This window comes from Pseudomonas sp. P20, assembly GCF_016463925.1.
In the GTDB taxonomy this organism is placed as follows: Bacteria; Pseudomonadota; Gammaproteobacteria; order Pseudomonadales; family Pseudomonadaceae; genus Pseudomonas; species Pseudomonas aeruginosa.
Genome location: NZ_JAEMVM010000003.1, coordinates 117100 through 136997, shown reverse-complemented (window position 1 = coordinate 136997; position 19898 = coordinate 117100). Strand labels below are relative to the sequence as shown.

General features: G+C 67.5%; 22 protein-coding genes. 12 read left to right on the top strand and 10 right to left on the bottom strand.

The genetic code is table 11. From position 1 onward, the window contains the following. The first annotated feature begins 43 nt into the window (after positions 1–43). The 8 genes from JHD77_RS04840 (at position 44) to JHD77_RS04805 (ending at position 7006) form a co-directional block, all read left to right on the top strand. Positions 44–2011 (top strand): dynamin-like GTPase family protein, encoded by a 1968-nt coding sequence (locus JHD77_RS04840; protein WP_003121751.1) that lies wholly within the window; start codon positions 44–46, stop codon positions 2009–2011. 88 nt (positions 2012–2099) lie between these two features. Beyond that, positions 2100–3239: a homoserine O-succinyltransferase MetX gene (gene metX, locus JHD77_RS04835; RefSeq protein ID WP_003084535.1), complete on the top strand. Its 1140-nt coding sequence runs from the start codon at positions 2100–2102 to the stop codon at positions 3237–3239. A gap of 7 nt (positions 3240–3246) precedes the next feature. Beyond that, complete coding sequence (gene metW / locus JHD77_RS04830) at positions 3247–3867, top strand: methionine biosynthesis protein MetW (RefSeq protein ID WP_003084530.1); 621 nt, start codon at positions 3247–3249, stop codon at positions 3865–3867. A 131-nt stretch (positions 3868–3998) separates the two neighbouring features. Next, a complete protein-coding gene (locus tag JHD77_RS04825; RefSeq protein ID WP_003100965.1) occupies positions 3999–4418 on the top strand; it encodes a DUF4426 domain-containing protein in 420 nt (139 codons plus the stop codon). Beyond that, a complete protein-coding gene (rdgB, locus tag JHD77_RS04820) occupies positions 4415–5008 on the top strand; it encodes an RdgB/HAM1 family non-canonical purine NTP pyrophosphatase (protein WP_031757006.1) in 594 nt (197 codons plus the stop codon). The genes JHD77_RS04825 and rdgB overlap by 4 nt, the downstream gene beginning before the upstream one ends. Before the next feature lie 120 nt (positions 5009–5128). Next, positions 5129–6283 (top strand): radical SAM family heme chaperone HemW, encoded by a 1155-nt coding sequence (gene hemW, locus JHD77_RS04815; protein ID WP_003114885.1) that lies wholly within the window; start codon positions 5129–5131, stop codon positions 6281–6283. Positions 6284–6363: 80 nt separating this feature from the next. Then, a complete protein-coding gene (locus JHD77_RS04810; RefSeq protein ID WP_003084525.1) occupies positions 6364–6687 on the top strand; it encodes a DUF3392 domain-containing protein in 324 nt (107 codons plus the stop codon). A gap of 61 nt (positions 6688–6748) precedes the next feature. Next, positions 6749–7006 (top strand): hypothetical protein, encoded by a 258-nt coding sequence (locus tag JHD77_RS04805; protein ID WP_003084524.1) that lies wholly within the window; start codon positions 6749–6751, stop codon positions 7004–7006. A 12-nt stretch (positions 7007–7018) separates the two neighbouring features. On the opposite strand, the gene JHD77_RS04800 is transcribed toward JHD77_RS04805, so the two are convergent. The 5 genes from JHD77_RS04800 to JHD77_RS04780 form a co-directional block, all read right to left on the bottom strand. Continuing rightward, complete coding sequence (locus JHD77_RS04800; RefSeq protein ID WP_003114884.1) at positions 7019–8365, bottom strand: DUF1329 domain-containing protein; 1347 nt, start codon at positions 8363–8365, stop codon at positions 7019–7021. Between the two features lie 162 nt (positions 8366–8527). Beyond that, positions 8528–9199: a tRNA (guanosine(46)-N7)-methyltransferase TrmB gene (trmB, locus tag JHD77_RS04795; RefSeq protein ID WP_003118800.1), complete on the bottom strand. Its 672-nt coding sequence runs from the start codon at positions 9197–9199 to the stop codon at positions 8528–8530. Positions 9200–9352: 153 nt separating this feature from the next. Further along, the gene (locus JHD77_RS04790) at positions 9353–10150 is read right to left on the bottom strand and encodes a thiazole synthase (protein WP_003084517.1); all 798 of its coding nucleotides are present in this window, start codon (positions 10148–10150) and stop codon (positions 9353–9355) included. Between the two features lie 58 nt (positions 10151–10208). Then, positions 10209–10409, bottom strand: a complete 201-nt coding sequence (gene thiS / locus JHD77_RS04785) for a sulfur carrier protein ThiS (protein ID WP_003084514.1) — start codon at positions 10407–10409, stop codon at positions 10209–10211. Between the two features lie 102 nt (positions 10410–10511). Beyond that, positions 10512–10889, bottom strand: coding sequence for a DUF423 domain-containing protein (locus tag JHD77_RS04780; RefSeq protein ID WP_003084513.1), 378 nt, complete (start codon positions 10887–10889; stop codon positions 10512–10514). Between the two features lie 36 nt (positions 10890–10925). Here JHD77_RS04780 and mtgA point away from each other — a divergent pair, with 36 nt between their 5' ends. Further along, entirely contained in the window at positions 10926–11657 is a 732-nt protein-coding gene (gene mtgA, locus JHD77_RS04775; RefSeq protein ID WP_073658746.1) for a monofunctional biosynthetic peptidoglycan transglycosylase, read from the top strand. Positions 11658–11661: 4 nt separating this feature from the next. Here the strand turns inward: mtgA and JHD77_RS04770 are convergent, their stop codons facing one another. The 5 genes from JHD77_RS04770 to ftsY all read right to left on the bottom strand — a co-directional run bounded on the left by JHD77_RS04770 (position 11662) and on the right by ftsY (position 16303). After that, positions 11662–12267 (bottom strand): hypothetical protein, encoded by a 606-nt coding sequence (locus JHD77_RS04770; RefSeq protein ID WP_003084511.1) that lies wholly within the window; start codon positions 12265–12267, stop codon positions 11662–11664. A 64-nt stretch (positions 12268–12331) separates the two neighbouring features. Beyond that, on the bottom strand, positions 12332–13186 hold the full coding sequence (gene rpoH / locus JHD77_RS04765) for an RNA polymerase sigma factor RpoH (RefSeq protein ID WP_003084510.1): 855 nt from the start codon (positions 13184–13186) through the stop codon (positions 12332–12334). 113 nt (positions 13187–13299) lie between these two features. Continuing rightward, on the bottom strand, positions 13300–14307 hold the full coding sequence (gene ftsX, locus JHD77_RS04760; RefSeq protein WP_003084508.1) for a permease-like cell division protein FtsX: 1008 nt from the start codon (positions 14305–14307) through the stop codon (positions 13300–13302). Beyond that, positions 14307–14978, bottom strand: coding sequence for a cell division ATP-binding protein FtsE (gene ftsE, locus JHD77_RS04755; protein ID WP_003084505.1), 672 nt, complete (start codon positions 14976–14978; stop codon positions 14307–14309). The genes ftsX and ftsE overlap by 1 nt, the downstream gene beginning before the upstream one ends. Further along, positions 14975–16303 (bottom strand): signal recognition particle-docking protein FtsY, encoded by a 1329-nt coding sequence (gene ftsY, locus JHD77_RS04750; protein WP_031757009.1) that lies wholly within the window; start codon positions 16301–16303, stop codon positions 14975–14977. The genes ftsE and ftsY overlap by 4 nt, the downstream gene beginning before the upstream one ends. 120 nt (positions 16304–16423) lie before the next feature. Between ftsY and JHD77_RS04745 the strand changes: the two genes are divergently transcribed. The 3 genes from JHD77_RS04745 to rsmD are packed head-to-tail and all read left to right on the top strand — an operon-like array spanning position 16424 to position 19897. After that, entirely contained in the window at positions 16424–17821 is a 1398-nt protein-coding gene (locus tag JHD77_RS04745) for a M16 family metallopeptidase (protein WP_003084498.1), read from the top strand. Next, positions 17814–19301 carry a M16 family metallopeptidase gene (locus tag JHD77_RS04740; RefSeq protein WP_003102862.1) on the top strand — a complete coding sequence of 496 codons (1488 nt, stop codon included), beginning with the start codon at positions 17814–17816 and terminating at the stop codon, positions 19299–19301. Before JHD77_RS04745 ends, JHD77_RS04740 begins: the two co-directional genes overlap by 8 nt. Further along, positions 19301–19897, top strand: a complete 597-nt coding sequence (gene rsmD, locus JHD77_RS04735; protein ID WP_003102864.1) for a 16S rRNA (guanine(966)-N(2))-methyltransferase RsmD — start codon at positions 19301–19303, stop codon at positions 19895–19897. The genes JHD77_RS04740 and rsmD overlap by 1 nt, the downstream gene beginning before the upstream one ends. Position 19898 lies beyond the last annotated feature (1 nt).

Sequence of the window (19898 nt, the reverse complement as noted above, 5' to 3'; positions counted from 1 at the left end):
ACGCCATCCTTCCCCCGCCGGTCCCGCGCCCTGGAGCCCCTGGATGAGCATGGAAAGACTCAGCCATCAAATCGACGCCTACGTCGCCTGGAAGCGCGAGCTGATGCGGGAAATCACCCGCTATCGCGGCTGGCTGGAGCGCAGCCGGCTGAACAGCCCGGCGGTCGAGGCCAAGCTCGAACGCGCCCTGCGCCAACTACGCGCGGACCACATCACCCTGGCCTTCGTCGGCGAGTTCTCGCGTGGCAAGACCGAGCTGATCAACAGCCTGTTCTTCGCCGGCTACGGCCAGCGCATGCTGCCGTCCCACGCCGGGCGCACCACCATGTGCCCCACCGAGCTGTTCCACGATCCGCGCGCCGAGCGCAGCTACATCCGCCTGCTGCCGATCGAGACGCGCCTGGCCGACGCCAGCGTCGCCCAGTTCAAGCGCGTGCCGCGCCACTGGGTGAACATTCCGCTGGACACCGGCGACCCGGAGGGCATGGCCCAGGCCTTCGCCCAGGTCGCCAAGACCAAGGCGCTGCCGGTGGAACAGGCGATCCAGCTCGGCTTCCACCCGGATGCCCTGGAAGCCGCCGACGAGCCCGACCAGGTGCGCGTCCCGGCCTGGCGCCACGCCCTGGTCAACTTCGACCACCCGCTGCTGCGCCAGGGCCTGCGGATCCTCGACACACCCGGCCTGAACGCCCTCGGCAGCGAGCCGGAGCTGACCCTGTCGATGCTGCCCAACGCCCAGGCGATCCTGTTCCTGCTGTCCGCCGACGCCGGTGTCACCGCCTCGGACATGGAAATCTGGCAGAAGTACATCCAGCCACTGCGCGAGGACGGCCACAGCAGCCTGTTCGCCGTGCTGAACAAGATCGACGTGCTCTGGGACGACCTTTCCGGCGAGCGCTTCGTACAGAACGCCATCCGCCTGATCCAGGACGGCACGGCCCGCCAGCTCGGCCTGCAGCGCGGCGACGTGCTGCCGCTGTCGGCGAAGCAGGCGCTGCTGGCCAAGGTCCGCGGCGAACCGGCGCTGCTCGAACGCAGTCGCCTGGATCGGCTGGAAGCGCTGCTCTGCGAGCGCATCGTCGCGCAGAAGGAAGCGCTGCTGGAGAACGCCGTGCTCGGCCAGGTCCTTGGCCTGCTGCACAACAGCCAGCATCTGCTGCGCCTGCGCCTGGAGAAGGTCGAGGAACAGCGCGCGCTGCTCGACGACAAGCAGCGCGACAGCGGCCAACTGCTGTTCGAACTGACCGCGAAGACCAAGGACGACCACGGCCGCCACCACCGCCGCCTGCTCAACCTGAAGACCAACCAGCGCCTGCTGCAGCACCAGGGCGCGACGCTGCGCGAGACGATCCGCAGCGAACGCATGGAACAGCACCTGCAGAAGGTGCGGCGCAACCTCAACGGCAGCCTGACCACGGTCGGCATCAACCAGGCGATCCTGGCGTTCTTCCGCGCGGTGGAGCACGACCTCGACAACCTCGAGCACGAGGCCGGCATGGCCAACCGCATGGTCGCCGCCATCTACCGCCGGCACAACGAGGAGAACCCGCTCTACGCCCTCGACGCGCCGCAGCTACGGGTCCAGCGCTACCAGCGCGAACTGTTGCAACTGAAGAAGAAGGGCGACCAGTTCCGCCTGCAGCTGAAGACCGTGCTTACCGAGCAACGCCTGCTGACCCGGCGCTTCTTCGCCACCCTGGTGCAGGAGGTGGTCGGCCTGCACCAGCGCCTGCGCGAGGAAACCGAGCGCTGGGCCAACGACGCGCTGATGCCGCTGATGCAGCACACCCTGGAAAACAAACAGTTGCTCGAAAGCCACATGCTCCGCCTCAAGGGCCTGGCCCAGGAGACCCAGCAGGTACGCCAGCGCAGCCAGGCCTTCGCCGGGTTCGCCGGGGAATTGCAGGAACAGTTGCGCGAAGCCGGCGACATCCTCCGCCAGTTGCGCCGCCCCTCGCCCCTGCAGCGCCAGGCCAAGGTGGTCAACCTGCCCGGCTCGCAGCGCGCCTGACCCCGCTCCCACGGCGCGCGCCAGCGCGCTTGCCGCTGGGGGCGACGCTCTTTAGACTGGCGCCCTCCTTTGTTCGAGAGCAGGGTCGATGCCCACAGTCTTCCCCGACGACTCCGTCGGTCTGGTCTCCCCCCAGACGCTGCACTTCAACGAACCGCTCGAGCTGACCAGCGGCAAGTCCCTGGCCGAGTACGACCTGGTGATCGAAACCTACGGCGAGCTGAATGCCACGCAGAGCAACGCGGTGCTGATCTGCCACGCCCTCTCCGGTCACCACCACGCCGCCGGCTACCACAGCGTCGACGAGCGCAAGCCGGGCTGGTGGGACAGTTGCATCGGTCCGGGCAAGCCGATCGACACCCGCAAGTTCTTCGTCGTCGCCCTCAACAACCTCGGCGGTTGCAACGGATCCAGCGGCCCCGCCAGCATCAATCCGGCGACCGGCAAGGTCTACGGCGCGGACTTCCCGATGGTCACGGTGGAAGACTGGGTGCATAGCCAGGCGCGCCTGGCAGACCGCCTCGGCATCCGCCAGTGGGCCGCGGTGGTCGGCGGCAGCCTCGGCGGCATGCAGGCGCTGCAATGGACCATCAGCTACCCCGAGCGCGTCCGTCACTGCCTGTGCATCGCCAGCGCGCCGAAGCTGTCGGCGCAGAACATCGCCTTCAACGAAGTCGCCCGGCAGGCGATTCTTTCCGACCCTGAGTTCCTCGGCGGCTACTTCCAGGAACAGGGCGTGATTCCCAAGCGCGGCCTCAAGCTGGCGCGGATGGTCGGCCATATCACCTACCTGTCCGACGACGCCATGGGCGCCAAGTTCGGCCGCGTACTGAAGACCGAGAAGCTCAACTACGACCTGCACAGCGTCGAGTTCCAGGTCGAGAGTTACCTGCGCTACCAGGGCGAGGAGTTCTCCACCCGCTTCGACGCCAATACCTACCTGCTGATGACCAAGGCGCTGGACTATTTCGACCCCGCCGCCGCCCACGGCGACGACCTGGTGCGCACCCTGGAGGGCGTCGAGGCGGACTTCTGCCTGATGTCCTTCACCACCGACTGGCGTTTCTCGCCGGCCCGCTCGCGGGAAATCGTCGACGCCCTGATCGCGGCGAAAAAGAACGTCAGCTACCTGGAGATCGACGCCCCGCAAGGCCACGACGCCTTCCTCATGCCGATCCCCCGGTACCTGCAAGCCTTCAGCGGTTACATGAACCGCATCAGCGTGTGAGGATCCGATGCGCGCCGATCTCGAAATCATCCAGGAATGGATTCCCGCCGGCAGCCGCGTCCTCGACCTCGGCTGCGGCGACGGCGAACTCCTGGCCTGGCTGCGCGACCACAAGCAGGTCAGCGGCTACGGCCTGGAGATCGATCCCGACAACATCGCCCGTTGCATCGAAAACGGGGTGAACGTGATCGAGCAGGACCTCGACAAGGGCCTGGGCAACTTCGCCAGCGACAGCTTCGACGTGGTGGTGATGACCCAGGCGCTACAGGCCGTGCACTATCCGGACAAGATCCTCGAAGAGATGCTGCGGGTCGGCAAGACCTGCATCATCACTTTCCCCAACTTCGGCCACTGGCGCTGCCGCTGGTACCTGGCGCGCAACGGCCGGATGCCGGTCTCCGAGTTCCTGCCGTATACCTGGTACAACACGCCGAACATCCATTTCTGCACCTTCCAGGACTTCGAGCGCCTGTGCCGCCAGTTGCGCATGCGCGTGCTCGACCGCCTGGCCGTGGACCGTGACCACCGGCATGGCTGGGCCAGCCGGCTGTGGCCTAATCTATTGGGTGAGATTGGAATCTACCGGGTCACCGGACCCGGAGTGCAGACCCGCAACCTCGCCGTCTAGGAACGCGCCAGGCTGCGGGCCAGGGCCGGGCGCCCCTCCGCTCGTCCTCGGGAGAGCGCTGCCGAAGCCGGCCAAGGCCGCCGGCAGCAGACCATGGACAACGTCCATGCCACCTTTCAGGAGAAACCACCATGCGCCGCTTCACCGCTTTCGTCCTCGGCCTCTGCCTGAGCCTGCCGGTCCTCGCCGAGCAGGTGCAGCGCTTCGGCGACCTGGACGTCCACTACAACGTGTTCAACTCCAGCTTCCTCCAGCCCAACGTGGCCAGCGCGGTCGGCCTGGTACGCAGCAAGGCGCAGGGCGTGATCAACGTGGTGCCGATGGAGAAAGGCAAGCCGGTGGAGGCCGCCGTGACCGGCTCGGCCAAGGACCTGACCGGCAAGGTCATCCCCCTGGAGTTCCGCCGAGTCAGCGAGGAAGGCGCCATCTACAACCTGGCGCAATTCCCGATCAGCCAGCGCGAGACCCTGGTCTTCACCATCAAGGTCGAGGCCAAGGGCGAACCTGCGCAAACCTTCAGTTTCAACAAGGAAATCTTCCCGGACGAATGATCAAGCTCGAACAGCTGGTGCTGGCCAGCCACAATGCCGGCAAACTCAAGGAACTCCAGGCCATGCTCGGCGCCAGCGTGAAGGTGCGCTCGATCGGCGAGTTCAGCCAGGTGGAACCGGAGGAAACCGGTCTTTCCTTCGTCGAGAACGCCATCCTCAAGGCACGCAACGCCGCACGCCTCTCCGGCCTGCCGGCGCTGGCCGACGACTCCGGGCTGGCGGTGGACTTCCTCGGCGGCGCGCCGGGCATCTACTCGGCGCGCTATGCCGCCGGCCGGGGCGACGCGGCGAACAACGCCAAGCTGCTGGAGGCCATGAAGGATGTCCCGGACGCCGAGCGCGGCGCACAGTTCGTCAGCGTGCTGGCGCTGGTGCGCCACGCCGACGACCCGCTGCCGATCCTCTGCGAGGGCATCTGGGAAGGCCGCATCCTCCGCGAAGCCCGCGGCGCCCACGGCTTCGGCTACGACCCGCTGTTCTGGGTGCCGGAACGCGACTGCTCCAGCGCCGAGCTGGCGCCCGAGGAGAAGAACCGCCTCAGCCACCGAGCCCGCGCCATGGCCCTGCTCAAGCAGCGCCTGGGTCTCTGAGCCGCAACCGCCGGCGCCGCCCCCGGGCGGCGTCGGCACGGCGTTTCGTCCGGCCGCCTTGGAGGTTGGCCGAACTCATGCCACGATAGCGCCCCGAAACCGCCTCCACCCCGCCCCGCCGTGACCCAAGCCACCCCGTTCCAGCTCCCGCCCCTGGCCCTGTACGTGCACATCCCGTGGTGCGTGCGCAAGTGCCCGTATTGCGACTTCAACTCCCACGCCGCTGGCCCGGAGCTGCCCGAAGAGGCCTATGTCGACGCCCTGCTCGCCGACCTGGAGCAAGACCTGCGCCATGTCCACGGCCGGCGCCTGGGTTCGATCTTCTTCGGCGGCGGCACGCCCAGCCTGTTCTCGGCCAAGGCCCTGGGCCGGCTACTGGAAGGCGTCGAGCGCAGGGTCGGCTTCGCCGACGGCATCGAGATCACCCTGGAAGCCAATCCCGGCACCTTCGAACAGGTCAAGTTCGCCGACTACCGGCGCCTCGGCATCAATCGCCTGTCCATCGGCGTGCAGAGCTTCCAGGCCGACAAGCTGCAGGCCCTGGGGCGCATCCACGACGGCGCCGAGGCAGTGCGCGCCGCCGACATGGCGCGCCAGGCCGGCTTCGACAACTTCAACCTCGACCTGATGCACGGCCTGCCCGGGCAGAGCCTCGACGACGCCCTGGCCGACCTGCGCCAGGCCCTCGCCCTGGCCCCCACGCACCTCTCCTGGTACCAACTGACCATGGAGCCGAACACGGTGTTCTGGAGCCAGCCGCCGGAGCTGCCCGAGGACGACATCCTCTGGGACATCCAGGAAGCCGGCCAGGCCCTGCTCGACGAGCACGGCTACCGCCAGTACGAGACCTCCGCCTACGCCCGCGACGGCCTGCGCGCCCGGCACAACCTGAACTACTGGAGCTTCGGCGACTTCCTCGGCATCGGCGCCGGCGCCCACGCCAAGCTGAGCGCGCCGGACGGACGCATCGTGCGGACCTGGAAGACCCGCCTGCCGAAGGACTACCTCAACCCGCAAAAGGCCTTCCAGGCCGGCGAGCGCCCGCTGGAAGCGGCCGACCTGCCATTCGAGTTCATGATGAACGTGCTGCGCCTGGTCGACGGCGTCCCCGCCGCGCTCTACCCGCAGCGCACCGGCCAGCCACTGGCGGCGATCGCCGATGCCTGCGCCGCCGCGCGCGACGCCGGGCTGCTCGCCGACGACCCGCAGCACCTGCGTCCCAGCGAACGCGGCCAGCTGTTCCTCAACGACCTGCTGCAACATTTCCTGCCGTGACGACGGATGCACGCCCATCCGTGCCGGCAGGCAGGTAAACTCCGCCGACCGACACGCCGATTCGTTACAAGGAACCCTCGATGGATTACGCGCTGGACCTGATCGCCACCCTGTCGCGCTGGAGCCGCAGCCACCTGTCGGACATCTCCCTGGCCATCATGGCCACCCTGCTGGTGCTGTTCGGCCCGGCGATCAACGCCTGGGTACAGCAGCGCATCGGCAGCCTCAACTTCGTCTTCCGCACCCTGCTGTTCGTGCTGATCTGCGCGGTCGGCTACGGCCTGGCGATGGTCTTCGTCACCCCCTGGCTGGCCAAGGGCCTCGGCTACTTCAACAACTACACCCTGGCGCCCGTGCTCCTGCTAGTGTTCTTCGTGATCGGCATGATCGCCGATCGCAGCTGAGCCCCCGGTCTCCCGGCGGCCAGCGCCGTCCCCAAGAGCGTCATGGCCTCCGGGAGCCCGCATGAAACCGATCAAGCACCTCTATCTGCATTTCACCGACGGCCAGCGCCTGTCGCTGCGCTTCCCGCGCCAGCAGGACGACCCGGCCGAGGTCGCCCGCAGCATCCGCCAGCAACTGGACACGCCCTATCTCAGCGTCGAGGTCGACGGCGACCTGCTGCTGATCCCGCGGGACAGCATCAAGTACCTGCAGATCAGCCCGGCGCCGGCGCGCCTGGACGACGACGGCACGCTACGCGGCGCCGAGCTGATCGTCTGAGGGCCGTCCGCCTCAGTTCCCCTCCCGGCGCAGCGCCTGCGGGGTGAAGTCGCGCGGCCCGACCTGCACGCCGAAGTCGTACATCGGCTCGTTGTTGTCCAGCCCATCGACGAAGTAGCGGCCGCCCTTGAAGTCGTAGATCGCTTCCAGGGTGCTGGAGACCAGCGGCACATCGTAGTAGTTGATCGGATGGACTTCCTGGGCCCGGGTCAGCACGCCATCCTTGTCGTAGATGTCGGCGGCGAGGATCTGCCAGCTGTCTTCGTCGAGGTAGAAGCGGCGCTTGGCGTAGGGATGGCTGAAGCCCTTGCGCAGGGTCGCCTCGACCACCCAGACGCGATGCAGCTCGTAGCGCAGCAGGTCGGGATTGATGAAGCGGCTCTTGAGTATGTCGCCATAGGCGAGGCCCTTCTGGTGCACCGCGTAGCTGTTGTAAGGCACCAGCATCTCGCGCTTGCCGAGCAACGCCCACTCGTAGTGGTCCGGTGCACCGTTGTAGACATCCACGGTGTCCGCCGTGGCCATGCCGTTGGTATCCGGCTGCAGGCTGTCGTAGGCCAGGGTCGGCAAGCGCCGCACGCGCCGCTCGCCACGGTTGAAGCGCCAGGCCTTGCGGATCGACAGCACCTGGTCGAGGGTTTCCTGCACCACCAGCGCCGAACCGGCCAGGCGCGCCGGCGCGACCACCTTGTACTTGTAGTAGAACAACGTGTTGTCGAGGTTCTCCGGGATCATCCCCTCGCGGCCATAGACGAAGTACAGGTAGCGGTCGAGCTTGAGCAGGTTGTAGCTGCCGTTGGCCAGCACCGCCGCCTGGTTGGTCTGCAGGTGCAGTTGCTCGCCGCGGTAGCGCATGATGTGGTTCCAGATCGCTTCCTGGCCGCTCTGCGGCAGGGGGAAGGGCACGCCGGCGGCAGCGCCCTGCACGCCGTTGCCGTCGGCGATCAGCTCGGCGCGGCTGGCGTTGGCGCGGGTAGCGTCGTACAGGCGCTGCGGCAGGGATGCGCTGCGGCGGGTGGGGAAGACCCGCAGGTGGTAGTCCGGGTTGGCCTGCAGCAAGGCCTGGGTGCCCGGCGTCAGCAGCGCCTGGTAGGCGGCCATGTTGCGGCTGTCGAGGACCAGGCGCGGACGATCGGCGGCGAACGGGTCGAGGTGATGCATGCCGGGCCGGTAGCCGGCCGGCGCCTGGGTGATGCCGCCGGTCCAGGGCGGGATGCTGCCATCGGCGTTGCCGGCCCGCTCCGCCCCCAGCGGGGTCAGGTCCTGGTCCAGGCGTGCGGCCTGGACTTCGTCTACCTTGGCCTGCGCCGCCCAGGCGCAACCGGCCCCGAGCAACAGGATGCCCAGTTTCTTCAACACAGCAGTCTCCTTTGCAGCCGGCCGAGCCGTGCCGCTCTTATTATTGGATCCGGCCGAAGCCGGGAAACGTGCAGCTTGAAGGTGAGGTCCGCCGGGTGTTCCCGGTCTGCTTGGAGTCCCGGCGCCGGTTCGGCGCCAGGGGTACGTCGCTGGTGCGGTGGATCAGTCGACGCGCTCGAACTTGAGGTCCCAGACGCCATGTCCCAGGCGCTCCCCGCGCCGCTCGAACTTGGTCACCGGACGCTCTTGCGGGCGCGGCACGAAGCGGCCGTCTTCGGCCTGGTTGCGGTAGCCCGGCGCCGCGCTCATGACGTCCAGCATGTGCTCGGCATAGGGCTCCCAGTCGGTGGCCATGTGCAGCACGCCGCCGACCTTCAGCTTGCGCCGCACCAGTTCGGCGAATTCCGGCTGGACGATCCGCCGCTTGTGGTGGCGCTTCTTGTGCCAGGGATCGGGGAAGAACAGCAGCAGCCGATCGAGGCTGGCGTCGGCCACGCAGTGGCGCAGCACTTCCAGCGCGTCGCAGCTATACACCCGCACGTTGCCCAGGCCCTGGGTCAGCAGGCCATTGAGCAGCGCGCCGACGCCCGGCTTGTGCACCTCGACGCCGATGAAGTCGATGTCAGGCGCAGCGGCGGCCATTTCCAGGGTGGAATGGCCCATGCCGAAGCCGATCTCGAAAGTCCGCGGCGCCTGGCGACCGAAGATCGCGTCGAAGTCCTGGACCTCATCGCTCAGTTCCAGGCCGAACTTCGGCCAGCCCAGGTCGAGGCCACGCTGCTGGCCTTCGGTCATGCGCCCGGCGCGCATCACGAAGCTCTTCACGGTGCGCATCGGCCGTGCTTCGTCGTGTTCCGCCAGGGAGTCCTGGGCCGGGGATTGCGGGGTATCGCTCATGGAAAAGAAAACCTTGCTAGAGACAGAAGGGCGGGCTGCCTGCCGGACGCTTCCCGCATCCGGCGGACAGCCCGCCCCAGGTAGTCGGTATCAGTCGATCAGGCCGTCCAGCGGCGACGAGGCGCTGGCATACAGCTTGCGCGGCATGCGTCCGGCCAGGTAGGCGAGACGACCGGCGACGATCGCGTGCTTCATGGCCTCGGCCATCATCACCGGGTCCTTGGCATGGGCGATGGCGGTGTTCATCAGCACCGCCTCGCAACCCAGCTCCATGGCGATCGCTGCATCGGAAGCGGTGCCCACGCCGGCGTCGACCAGCACCGGGACCTTGGCTTCCTCGAGGATGATGCGCAGGTTGTAGGGGTTGCAGATGCCCAGGCCGGAGCCGATCAGGCCGGCCAGCGGCATCACCGCGATGCAGCCGATCTCGGCCAGTTGGCGGGCGATGATCGGGTCGTCGCTGGTGTACACCATCACGTCGAAGCCGTCCTTCACCAGTTGCTCGGCGGCCTTGAGGGTCTCGACGACGTTGGGGAACAGGGTCTTCTGGTCGGCGAGGACTTCCAGCTTGACCAGGTTGTGCCCGTCCAGCAGCTCGCGGGCCAGGCGGCAGGTGCGCACGGCCTCGACCGCGTCATAGCAGCCGGCGGTGTTCGGCAGGATGGTGTAGCGATCCGGCGGGATCACATCCAGCAGGTTCGGCTCGTCGGGATTCTGCCCGATGTTGGTGCGCCGCACCGCCACCGTGACGATCTCCGCTCCGGAGGCCTCGATGGCCCGGCGGGTCTCGTCGAGGTCCTTGTACTTGCCGGTCCCCACCAGCAGGCGCGAGCCATAGGTACGGCCGGCGATGACGAAGGGGGTATCGGTACTGGATGCTTGGCTCATCGGATGACTCCTGGATGGAAAGGCTTGCGGGGCCGATGGAAGGGTTCGGGGGCCAGGCCTAGCCGCCGCCGATGGCGTGGACGATCTCCACGCGGTCGCCATCCTTGAGCGCGGTGCTGGCGTGCTGGCTGCGCGGCACGATATCCAGGTTCAGCTCGACGGCCACGCGGCGGCCGCCAAGCTCCAAGCGGGCCAGCAGGTCCGCGACGCTCTGCGCGTCGGGCAGCTCGAAGGGCTCGCCGTTCAGTTGAATCTGCATGGCTGGACGGTCACGAAAGTGAAAGGGAGCGGCATTCTAGCCCGATCCACCCCGATGACCAAGGCGCCTTGTCGACAAGTGCGCCGCCTGAGGCAACCGGTCTCAGGCGTTGCCCAGGCGCCAGGCGGCCAGCCCCAGGCACAGCCAGCCGGCGAGGAAGGAGACGCCGCCGAACGGGGTGACGATGCCGAGCTTGCCGATGCCACTGAGGGTCAGCAGGTAGAGGCTGCCGGAGAACAGCAGGATGCCCAGCGTGAACAGGCCACCCGCCGCGCTCACCAGGCGGCCGTCCAGGCGGGTGGCGAGCAGCGCCACGCCGAACAGCGCCAGGGCATGGATCAACTGGTAGTGCACGCCGGTCTGGAATACCGCCAGGTACTCGGCGCTCAGCTGCTTCTTCAGGCCGTGGGCGGCGAACGCCCCGAGGGCCACGCCGGTGAAACCGAAAAATGCCGCCAACAACAGGAAGGGACGAAGCATGGACAAGACTCCGGTGATAGCATCCAGCCCGCTATAATGGCCGCCCCCTTCTTCCAAGCCAAGCCGCGCATGTTGCGATCCCTGTTCCGCCGCCTGTTCAAGTACCTGCTCTGGTTCATGGCCTCCAGCGTCGTGCTGGTCGCGGTCCTGCGCTGGGTGCCGCCACCGGGGACCATGGTCATGGTCGAACGCAAGGTCGGCTCCTGGGTCGACGGCCAGCCCATCGACCTGCAGCGCGACTGGCGCTCCTGGGAGCAGTTGCCGGACAGCCTGAAGGTCGCGGTGATCGCCGGCGAGGACCAGCACTTCGCCGAGCACCACGGCTTCGACCTGCCGGCCATCCAGCAGGCCCTCGCGCACAACGAGCGCGGCGGCAGTATCCGCGGCGCCAGTACGCTCAGCCAGCAGGTGGCGAAGAACGTCTTCCTCTGGTCCGGGCGCAGTTGGCTGCGCAAGGGCCTGGAGGCCTGGTTCACCCTGCTGATCGAGACGCTCTGGACCAAGCAACGGATTCTCGAGGTCTACCTGAACAGCGCCGAATGGGGCCCGGGCGTCTTCGGCGCGCAGGCTGCGGCACGCTATCACTTCGGCCTCGACGCCGAGCGCCTGAGCCGCACCCAGGCCAGCCAGCTCGCCGCGGTGCTGCCCAGCCCGCTGAAATGGAGCGCGGCCAGGCCGGGCCCCTACGTACGCCAGCGCGCGGCCTGGATTCGCCAGCAGATGTGGCAGTTGGGCGGCGACGACTACCTGCTGCGCCTGGAGCGCTGAAAGCTCAACGCGGCGGTTTTTCCAGGGCCTGGCGCGGCACCGCGAGCATCAGTCGCAAGTCGTCGTCCGGCAGGTGCGCGGTCAGGCCCAGTTGCGGATAGACCCAGGCCTCGCCCTGGGCCAGTTGCAGGCGCAGGCGCGGCTGGCCGAGACTGGCCAGCAGCCGCTCGGCACCGACCCTGCCTTCGGGAATCATGCTCAGCGCCACGATCGGCTTGTCGCCCAACTGTCCTTCCAATCCGGCGCTCAATGGCTGCGGCGCGCTGCCAGGCTGCAACGCAGATGCCCGCTGCAGGCTCAGTTGCTCCTCGGCGCTCAGGCCCAGCTCGCCTTCCACCTGCCAGGGGCCGCCGTCGCCCAGCAGGCGGCCACGGAAGGCCAGGCGCACGCCATCCAGGCGCGGGTCCACCCACAACTCGCCATCCACCGCGTCGTGCAGCTGGCGCAGGGTCAAGGCGTTGTCCGCCAACGGCGCCAGCACCTGCTCCTGCCAGTCGGCCAGCCACGGCAACGGCCGTGCCGGTTCCGGCGTACGGACCAGCCAGGCGCCGACGACGAAGGTCAGGACCGCCAGCGACAGGTAGAACAGCCAGCGGGTATTGCGCGGCATGGGATTCCTCCGGGCAGAAAAAAACCGCACCCTTGCGGGGTGCGGTTTTCGCGAGGCGCGGCGATCAGGCGAGAATCCGCCCTTTCAGCTTGCTCATGGCGTTCTTTTCCAGCTGCCGGATACGCTCGGCGGAAACGTTGTACTTTTCCGCCAGGTCGTGCAGCGTGGCCTTCTCCTCGGACAGCCAGCGCTGCTGGAGAATGTCGCGGCTGCGCTCGTCGAGGCCTTCCAGCGCCTCGTGCAGGTTGGCGCTGGAGCTGTCGCTCCAGTCGGCGTCTTCCAACTGGCGCGCCGGGTCGTAGCGGTGGTCTTCGAGGTAATGCGCCGGCGACTGGTAGGCGCTCTCGTCGTCCGCGTCGGCGGCCGGGTCGAACGCCATGTCCTGGCCGGTCAGGCGGCTTTCCATCTCGCGCACTTCGCGGGGCTCGACCCCCAGGCTCTCGGCGACGCGATGGACTTCCTCGTTGTTCAACCAGGCCAGGCGCTTCTTCTGGCTGCGCAGGTTGAAGAACAGCTTGCGCTGCGCCTTGGTGGTGGCGACCTTGACGATCCGCCAGTTGCGCAGGATGAACTCGTGGATCTCCGCCTTGATCCAGTGCACGGCGAAGGACACCAGGCGAACGCCCATTTCCGGGTTGAAACGCTTCACGGCCTTCATCAGGCCGACGTTGCCTTCCTGGATCAGGTCGGCCTGGGCCAGGCCGTACCCCGAATAACTCTTGGCGATATGAACAACGAAGCGCAGGTGCGCCAACACCATCTGCCGCGCCGCTTCCAGGTCTTGCTGATAGAAGAGGCGTTCGGCCAGTTCACGCTCCTGTTCCGGCGACAACAGCGGAATGCTGTTCACCGAGTGCACGTAGGCTTCCAGGTTTGCGCCTGGAACCAAGGCATGTACAGGTTGCAAAGAAGTGGTCATGCGAATCCTCCGATTCACGAAACTCGCGCAGTGTAGCACTCGGATATCTGACTGCAAGCGGGTGTATAAGTTCCTTTACAGCGACCCGCTGGCCGGTCGTGATCCGCCTGTCCTCAGCGCGGCGCCAGCTCGCGCAGGTGGCGGGCCACGGCCAGCCAGGCGCCGACCCAGCCAAGCAGCACCGCGCCCACGGTCAGCGACAGGCCGTCGTCCAGCGGCACGCCCTGCAGGCCGAAGTCGCTGCCGTACAGCCCTGAAAGGTTGACCACCGAACCGTTCAGCCAGTTCAGCGAATAGGCCAGCAGCGCCCAGGACAGGATGCCCGCGCCCAGGCCGTACAACGCGCCCATGTACAGGAATGGCCGGCGCACGTAACCGTCCGTCCCGCCGACCAGCTTGATCACCTCGATTTCGTTACGGCGATTTTCGATGTGCAGGCGGATGGTGTTGCCCACCACCAGCAAGAGGGTCAGCACCAGCAGGATGGTCAGGCCGAAGACGAAGCGTTCGCCGAGCTTGAGGATCGCGCTCAGGCGCTCGACCCATACCAGGTCGAGCTGCGCCTGCTGCACATGAGGCAGCTCCGCGAGCTGCTGGCGCAGTGCCTCCAGGCCGGCCCGGTCGATCTGCTTGGGCGTGACCGAGATCACCGGCGGCAGCGGGTTCTCCGGCAGCTCCTTGAGCGCTTCGCCCAGGCCGGACTGTTCCTGCAATTCGCTGAGCGCCTGCTCGCGGCTGATCAGTTGGGCCTCGATCACGTCCGGCAGGCGTTCGATCTGCTCGCGCAGGTCCTGGCCCTGGTTTTCGCTGGTCTTCAGGTCGAGGAACAGGGAGATCTGCGCGGCGCGCTGCCAGGAGCCGCCGAGCCGTTCGACATTGTTCAGCAGCAGCGAGAGGCCCATCGGCAGGCTCAGGGTGATACCCATCACCAGGCAGGTGAAGAAGCTGCCGAACGGGTGGCCGAACAACCGGCGCAGGCTGTCCACCAGGCTGGCGCGATGGCTTTCCAGGTAGGCGCTGAACGAGCCGCTCCAGTCGGTCTGTTCCTGGCTCGGTTTCTCGCGGGTCTTGCGTTCCGGTGCGCCCTCTTCGGGGCCACGGGGAAGATCGTTGGCGCTCATCAGGCCTCGTCCTCACGGTCAGCGATGATCCGGCCACGCTGCAGGGTCAGCATGCGATGGCGCATACGGGCGATCAGGGCCAGGTCGTGGCTGGCGATCAGTACGGTGGTGCCCAGGCGATTGATATCCTCGAACACGCCCATGATTTCCGACGCGAGTCGCGGGTCGAGGTTGCCGGTGGGTTCGTCCGCCAGCAGCAGGGCCGGCTGGTGGACGATGGCGCGGGCAATGCCGACCCGCTGCTGCTGGCCGGTGGAAAGGTCGGAAGGCAACGCCTCGCCCTTTTCCTTCAGGTTCACCCGCTCCAGGGCCGAGGCCACGCGCTTGGCGATCTCCGGCTTGGGCATGCCGAGGATCTGCAGCGGCAGGGCGATGTTGTCCGCCACCGTACGATCGGTGAGCAGTTGGTGGTTCTGGAACACCACGCCGATCTGCCGGCGCAGGAAAGGGATCTGCGCGGTAGTGATGCGCCCCAGGTCCTGGCCGCCGAGCAACAGCTTGCCGCTGGTCGGTCGCTCCATCGCCAGGATGAGGCGCAGCAGGGTGCTCTTGCCGGCGCCGGAGTGGCCGGTGACGAAGAGGATCTCGCCACGGTGCACGCGGAAGGACACCTCGTGCAGGCCTACGTGGCCGTTGGGATAGCGTTTGCCGACCTGCTCGAAGCGGATCATGCGTTCTCCCGCTCTGCGAAGAGTGCCTGGACGAAGGCGTCGGCCTCGAAGGTACGGAGATCGTCGATCCCCTCGCCGACACCGATATAGCGGATCGGCAGGCCGAACTGCTTGGCCAGGGCGAAGATCACCCCGCCCTTGGCGGTGCCGTCCAGTTTGGTCAGGGCCAGGCCGGTCAGCTCCACCGCGAGGTTGAACTGCTTGGCCTGGTTGATGGCGTTCTGCCCGGTGCCGGCGTCGAGCACCAGCAGGACCTCATGGGGCGCCGTCTCGTCCAGCTTGCCGATCACCCGGCGCACCTTCTTCAGCTCCTCCATCAGGTTGTCCTTGGTATGCAGGCGTCCGGCGGTATCGGCGATCAGCACGTCGATGCCGCGGGCCTTGGCGGCCTGCACCGCGTCGAAGATCACCGAGGCGGAGTCGGCGCCGGTGTGCTGGGCGATCACCGGGATGCGGTTGCGCTCGCCCCAGACCTGCAACTGCTCCACGGCGGCGGCGCGGAAGGTGTCGCCGGCGGCCAGCATGACCTTCTTGCCCTCGAGTTGCAGCTTCTTCGCCAGCTTGCCGATGGTGGTGGTCTTGCCCACGCCGTTCACCCCGACCACCAGGATCACATAGGGCTCGCGCGCGACGTCGACCTGCAACGGCTGCTCCACCGGGCGCAGCAGGCTGGCCAGCTCTTCCTGCAGCGCCTTGTACAGCGCGCCGCTGTCGGCCAGCTCCTTGCGCGCCACGCGCTTGGTCAGGTTCTGCACGATCAGGGTGGTGGCCTCGACGCCGACGTCGGCGGTCAGCAGGCGCGTCTCGATGTCGTCGAGCAGGTCGTCGTCGATTTCCTTGCGGCCGAGGAACAGGCTGGCCATGCCTTCGCCGATGCTGGCGCTGGTCTTGGACAGTCCCTGCCGGAGGCGGGCGAAGAAGCCCGGCCTGGTCGCCGGCTCGCTGACTGCCGGAGCGGCGGCCAGCGGCGCAACGGGCTCGGGCTCGGCAGCCAGGATAGGCTCGGGTTGCGCGACGGGCGCCTCGGGCCGGGGCGAATGCTCCTCGGCCGACGCTGGCTCGTCACTGGCGAGCGGTGCTTCGGCAACCGGCGCCGGCTCGGCCGGCTCGGCAGCGGAGGGCTGCTGCCGACCTGGCTGTTCTGTCAGGGATTGCGCCACGTCATCGGCAGGCGCGCGCTGCTCGGCGGCCGCTGTCTCGGAGACCGGCTCGACAGGCTGATCGGCAGGCTGCTCGCCGGCTTGCGGCTTTTTCCGCCACCAGCCGAACAGACCTTTCTTTTCCCCGCCCTGCGGGGCCTTCTTGTCGTCGTTGGAACCAAACATGAATGCTTGTATCTCAAGGGAGCGGCACGGGACGTGGCCGCCCGGAAAACGGATGGGTATCCTAGCATCTCCTCGCCCGACGGGGCTAAGGGTCCTGCCCCGCAGTGACCTGAGACCCCGGTGGCGGCACGAAAGGTCCAGATCACCATGAAAACCCCAGCTCGCCGCCGCGTCGGCCTGCTCCTAGCCAGCCTTTGTCTCCCGCTTTTCGCCCAGGCGGCGGAAACCCAGCCCACCCACGAGTTCAGCCTCGACAACGGCCTGAAGGTCATAGTGCGTGAAGACCACCGCGCCCCGGTGGTGGTTTCCCAGCTCTGGTACAGGATCGGCTCCAGCTACGAGACACCCGGGCTCACCGGCCTGTCCCACGCCCTCGAACACATGATGTTCAAGGGCAGCCGCAAGCTCGGCCCGGGCGAAGCCTCGCGGGTGCTGCGCGACCTGGGTGCGGAAGAGAACGCCTTCACCACCGACGACTACACCGCCTATTACCAGGTCCTGGCCCGCGACCGCCTGCCGGTGGCGCTGGAGATGGAAGCCGACCGCATGGCCCACTTGAGCCTGCCGGCCGACCAGTTCAAGAGCGAGATCGAGGTGATCAAGGAGGAGCGCCGCCTGCGCACCGACGACAATCCCAACGCCCTCGCCTTCGAGCGCTTCAAGGCCGCCGCCTACCCGGCCAGCGGCTACCACACCCCGACCATCGGCTGGATGGCCGACCTGCAGCGCATGACCATCGACGACCTGCGCCACTGGTACGAATCCTGGTACGCGCCGAACAACGCCACCCTGGTAGTGGTCGGCGACGTCACCGCCGACGAGGTCAAGACCCTCGCCAAGCGCTACTTCGGCGAGATCCCCTGGCGCCAGCTGCCGCCGGCGCGCAAGCCGCTGGAACTGGCCGAGCCCGGCGAGCGCCGGCTCAAGCTGTACGTACGCACCCAGCTGCCGAACCTGATCATGGGCTTCAACGTGCCCAGCCTGGGCAGCAGCGAGAACCCTCGCGAAGTCAACGCCCTGCGCCTGATCGGCGCGCTGCTCGATGGCGGCTACAGCGCCCGCCTGGCCTCACGCCTGGAGCGCGGCGAGGAGCTGGTCGCCGGCGCCTCCACCTACTATGACGCGTTCAACCGCGGCGACAGCCTGTTCGTCCTCTCGGCCACGCCGAACGTGCAGAAGGGCAAGACCCTCGAGCAGGTCGAGGCCGGTCTGTGGAAGCAGCTCGATGACCTCAAGCAGAACCCGCCCAGCGCCGCGGAGATCGAGCGCGTGCGCGCGCAGATGATCGCCGGGATGGTCTACGAGAAGGACTCCATCGCCGCCCAGGCCAGCAGCATCGGCCAGCTGGAAAGCGTCGGCCTGTCCTGGAAGCTGATCGACCAGGACCTGGAGGCCCTCAAGGCAGTGACTCCGGACGATATCCAGAAAGCCGCCCGCACCTATTTCACCCCGTCGCGCCTGACCCTGGCGCAAGTGCTGCCTGTGAAGGCCGAGGAAAAGGAGGCCCGTCATGAGTGAGCGCACAGGGCTGCGTTATGGCCTGCTCGGCCTGATCGTCATCGCGTTGCTGGCCGCGCTGGCCTATTTCGTCGCGCGTCCCCCCCAGACCCCGGCGGCGGCCCATGCCGCGGCGGTCGAGGAAAACCAGTTGCAGTCGCTGAAGGACGTCGCCAAGCAGGCGCCGGTCCATCGCAAGCTGGACATCCAGGAATGGAAGACCGCCGAAGGTGCCAAGGTACTGTTCGTCGAAGCCCATGAACTGCCGATGTTCGACCTGCGCCTGACCTTCGCCGCCGGCAGCAGCCAGGACGCCGGCACCCCCGGCCTGTCGATGCTGACCAACGCCATGCTCAACGAAGGCGTGCCGGGCAAGGACACCACTGCCATCGCCGCCGGCTTCGAGGACCTCGGCGCCTCGTTCAGCAACGGCTCCTACCGCGACATGGCGGTGGCCGGCCTGCGCAGCCTGTCCGATGCCGACAAGCGGACCCAGGCGCTGAAGCTGTTCGAACAGGTGATCGGCCAGCCGACCTTCCCCGAGGACGCTCTGGCACGCATCAAGAACCAGGTCCTGGCCGGTTTCGAGTACCAGAAGCAGAACCCCGGCAAGCTGGCCGGCCTGGAGCTGTTCAAGCGCCTCTATGGCGAGCATCCCTACGCGCACTCCAGCGACGGCGACGAAAAGTCCGTTCCAACGATCAGCCGCGAACAATTGCAGGCGTTCCACAAGAAGGCCTACGCCGCCGGCAACGTGGTCATCGCGCTGGTCGGCGACCTCTCGCGGCAGGAGGCCGAAGCGATCGCCGCGGAAGTCTCCAAGGCGCTGCCCCAGGGCCCGGCGCTGGCCAAGACCGTCCAGCCGGAAACGCCCAAGCCCGGCCTGACGCACATCGACTTCCCCTCCGAGCAGACCCACCTGATGCTCGCCCAGCTTGGCATCGACCGCCAGGATCCCGACTACGCGGCGCTCTACCTGGGCAACCAGATCCTCGGCGGCGGCGGCTTCGGCACCCGCCTGATGGACCAGGTGCGAGAAAAGCGCGGCCTGACCTACGGCATCTATTCCGGCTTCACCGCCATGCAGGCACGCGGTCCGTTCATGATCAACTTCCAGACCCGCGCCGAACTCAGCGAGGGGGCGCTGAAGCTGGTCCAGGACATCGTCCGCGACTACCTGGCCAACGGCCCGACCCAGAAGGAACTGGACGACGCCAAGCGCGAACTGGCCGGCAGCTTCCCGCTGTCCACCGCGAGCAACGCCGACATCGTCGGCCAGCTCGGCGCCATCGGTTTCTACGGCCTGCCGCTGGACTACCTGGAAAGCTTCCTCAAGCAGGTCGAGGGACTCAGCGTCGAACAGGTCAGGACCGCCATGGCCAAGCACCTGGACGCCGACGCCTTCGTCATCGTCAGCGCCGGCCCGAGCGTGCCGCAGAAACCCCTGCCGCCACCCACCGCCAAGCCGGCCCAGCAACCCAGCGGCGTTCCGGAGCATTGATGAGCAAACCTACTGCGAAAGCCCCCGGCCGCCACGGCGGCCAGGGACAGCTGCGGATCATCGGTGGCGAATGGCGCAGCCGGCGTTTCGTCTTTCCCGACGGGCCCGGCCTGCGACCGACCCCGGACCGGGTCCGCGAGACCCTGTTCAACTGGCTGGCACCCTATGTCGAAGGCGCACGGGTGCTCGATCCCTTCGCCGGCAGCGGCGCGCTGTTCCTCGAGGCGTTGTCGCGCGGCGCCCGCGAAGGGCTGGCCCTGGATACCAACGGCGAAGCGGTGGCGGCCCTGCGCAACCACCTCGACGCGCTCAAGTGCGGCACCGCCCAACTGGTCCTCGGCGATGCCGTGCGCTACCTGGGAAACCAGGCTCCGAGCGCCTTCGACCTGGTGTTCCTCGACCCGCCGTTCCATCAGAACCTGCTGCAGGACGCCTGCCGCCTGCTCGAAACCCGCGGCTGGCTGAACCCCGACGCCTGGATCTATACCGAGAGCGAGAGCGTCCCCTCGTCCCTCGGCCTGCCCGGAAACTGGCGGCTGCACCGGGAAAAGAAAGCCGGCAACGTACATTACGCGCTCTGGCAGCGGGGAGCCTGAG

Bases quoted from the DNA above. Each gene is read 5' to 3' on its own strand.
- ftsE (WP_003084505.1), bottom strand. From the start codon at position 14,978: ATGATCCGCTTCGAGCAGGTCGGCAAACGCTATCCCAACGGCCACGTA.
- thiS (WP_003084514.1), bottom strand. From the start codon at position 10,409: ATGCAGATTCAACTGAACGGCGAGCCCTTCGAGCTGCCCGACGCGCAG.
- ftsY (WP_031757009.1), bottom strand. From the start codon at position 16,303: ATGTTTGGTTCCAACGACGACAAGAAGGCCCCGCAGGGCGGGGAAAAG.
- JHD77_RS04825 (WP_003100965.1), top strand. From the start codon at position 3,999: ATGCGCCGCTTCACCGCTTTCGTCCTCGGCCTCTGCCTGAGCCTGCCG.
- rpoH (WP_003084510.1), bottom strand. From the start codon at position 13,186: ATGACCACTTCTTTGCAACCTGTACATGCCTTGGTTCCAGGCGCAAAC.
- JHD77_RS04840 (WP_003121751.1), top strand. From the start codon at position 44: ATGAGCATGGAAAGACTCAGCCATCAAATCGACGCCTACGTCGCCTGG.
- JHD77_RS04780 (WP_003084513.1), bottom strand. From the start codon at position 10,889: ATGCTTCGTCCCTTCCTGTTGTTGGCGGCATTTTTCGGTTTCACCGGC.
- metX (WP_003084535.1), top strand. From the start codon at position 2,100: ATGCCCACAGTCTTCCCCGACGACTCCGTCGGTCTGGTCTCCCCCCAG.
- mtgA (WP_073658746.1), top strand. From the start codon at position 10,926: ATGGCCGCCCCCTTCTTCCAAGCCAAGCCGCGCATGTTGCGATCCCTG.
- JHD77_RS04740 (WP_003102862.1), top strand. From the start codon at position 17,814: ATGAGTGAGCGCACAGGGCTGCGTTATGGCCTGCTCGGCCTGATCGTC.
- JHD77_RS04770 (WP_003084511.1), bottom strand. From the start codon at position 12,267: ATGCCGCGCAATACCCGCTGGCTGTTCTACCTGTCGCTGGCGGTCCTG.
- trmB (WP_003118800.1), bottom strand. From the start codon at position 9,199: ATGCGCACCGTGAAGAGCTTCGTGATGCGCGCCGGGCGCATGACCGAA.
- JHD77_RS04810 (WP_003084525.1), top strand. From the start codon at position 6,364: ATGGATTACGCGCTGGACCTGATCGCCACCCTGTCGCGCTGGAGCCGC.
- rdgB (WP_031757006.1), top strand. From the start codon at position 4,415: ATGATCAAGCTCGAACAGCTGGTGCTGGCCAGCCACAATGCCGGCAAA.
- JHD77_RS04790 (WP_003084517.1), bottom strand. From the start codon at position 10,150: ATGAGCCAAGCATCCAGTACCGATACCCCCTTCGTCATCGCCGGCCGT.
- JHD77_RS04805 (WP_003084524.1), top strand. From the start codon at position 6,749: ATGAAACCGATCAAGCACCTCTATCTGCATTTCACCGACGGCCAGCGC.
- metW (WP_003084530.1), top strand. From the start codon at position 3,247: ATGCGCGCCGATCTCGAAATCATCCAGGAATGGATTCCCGCCGGCAGC.
- rsmD (WP_003102864.1), top strand. From the start codon at position 19,301: ATGAGCAAACCTACTGCGAAAGCCCCCGGCCGCCACGGCGGCCAGGGA.
- ftsX (WP_003084508.1), bottom strand. From the start codon at position 14,307: ATGAGCGCCAACGATCTTCCCCGTGGCCCCGAAGAGGGCGCACCGGAA.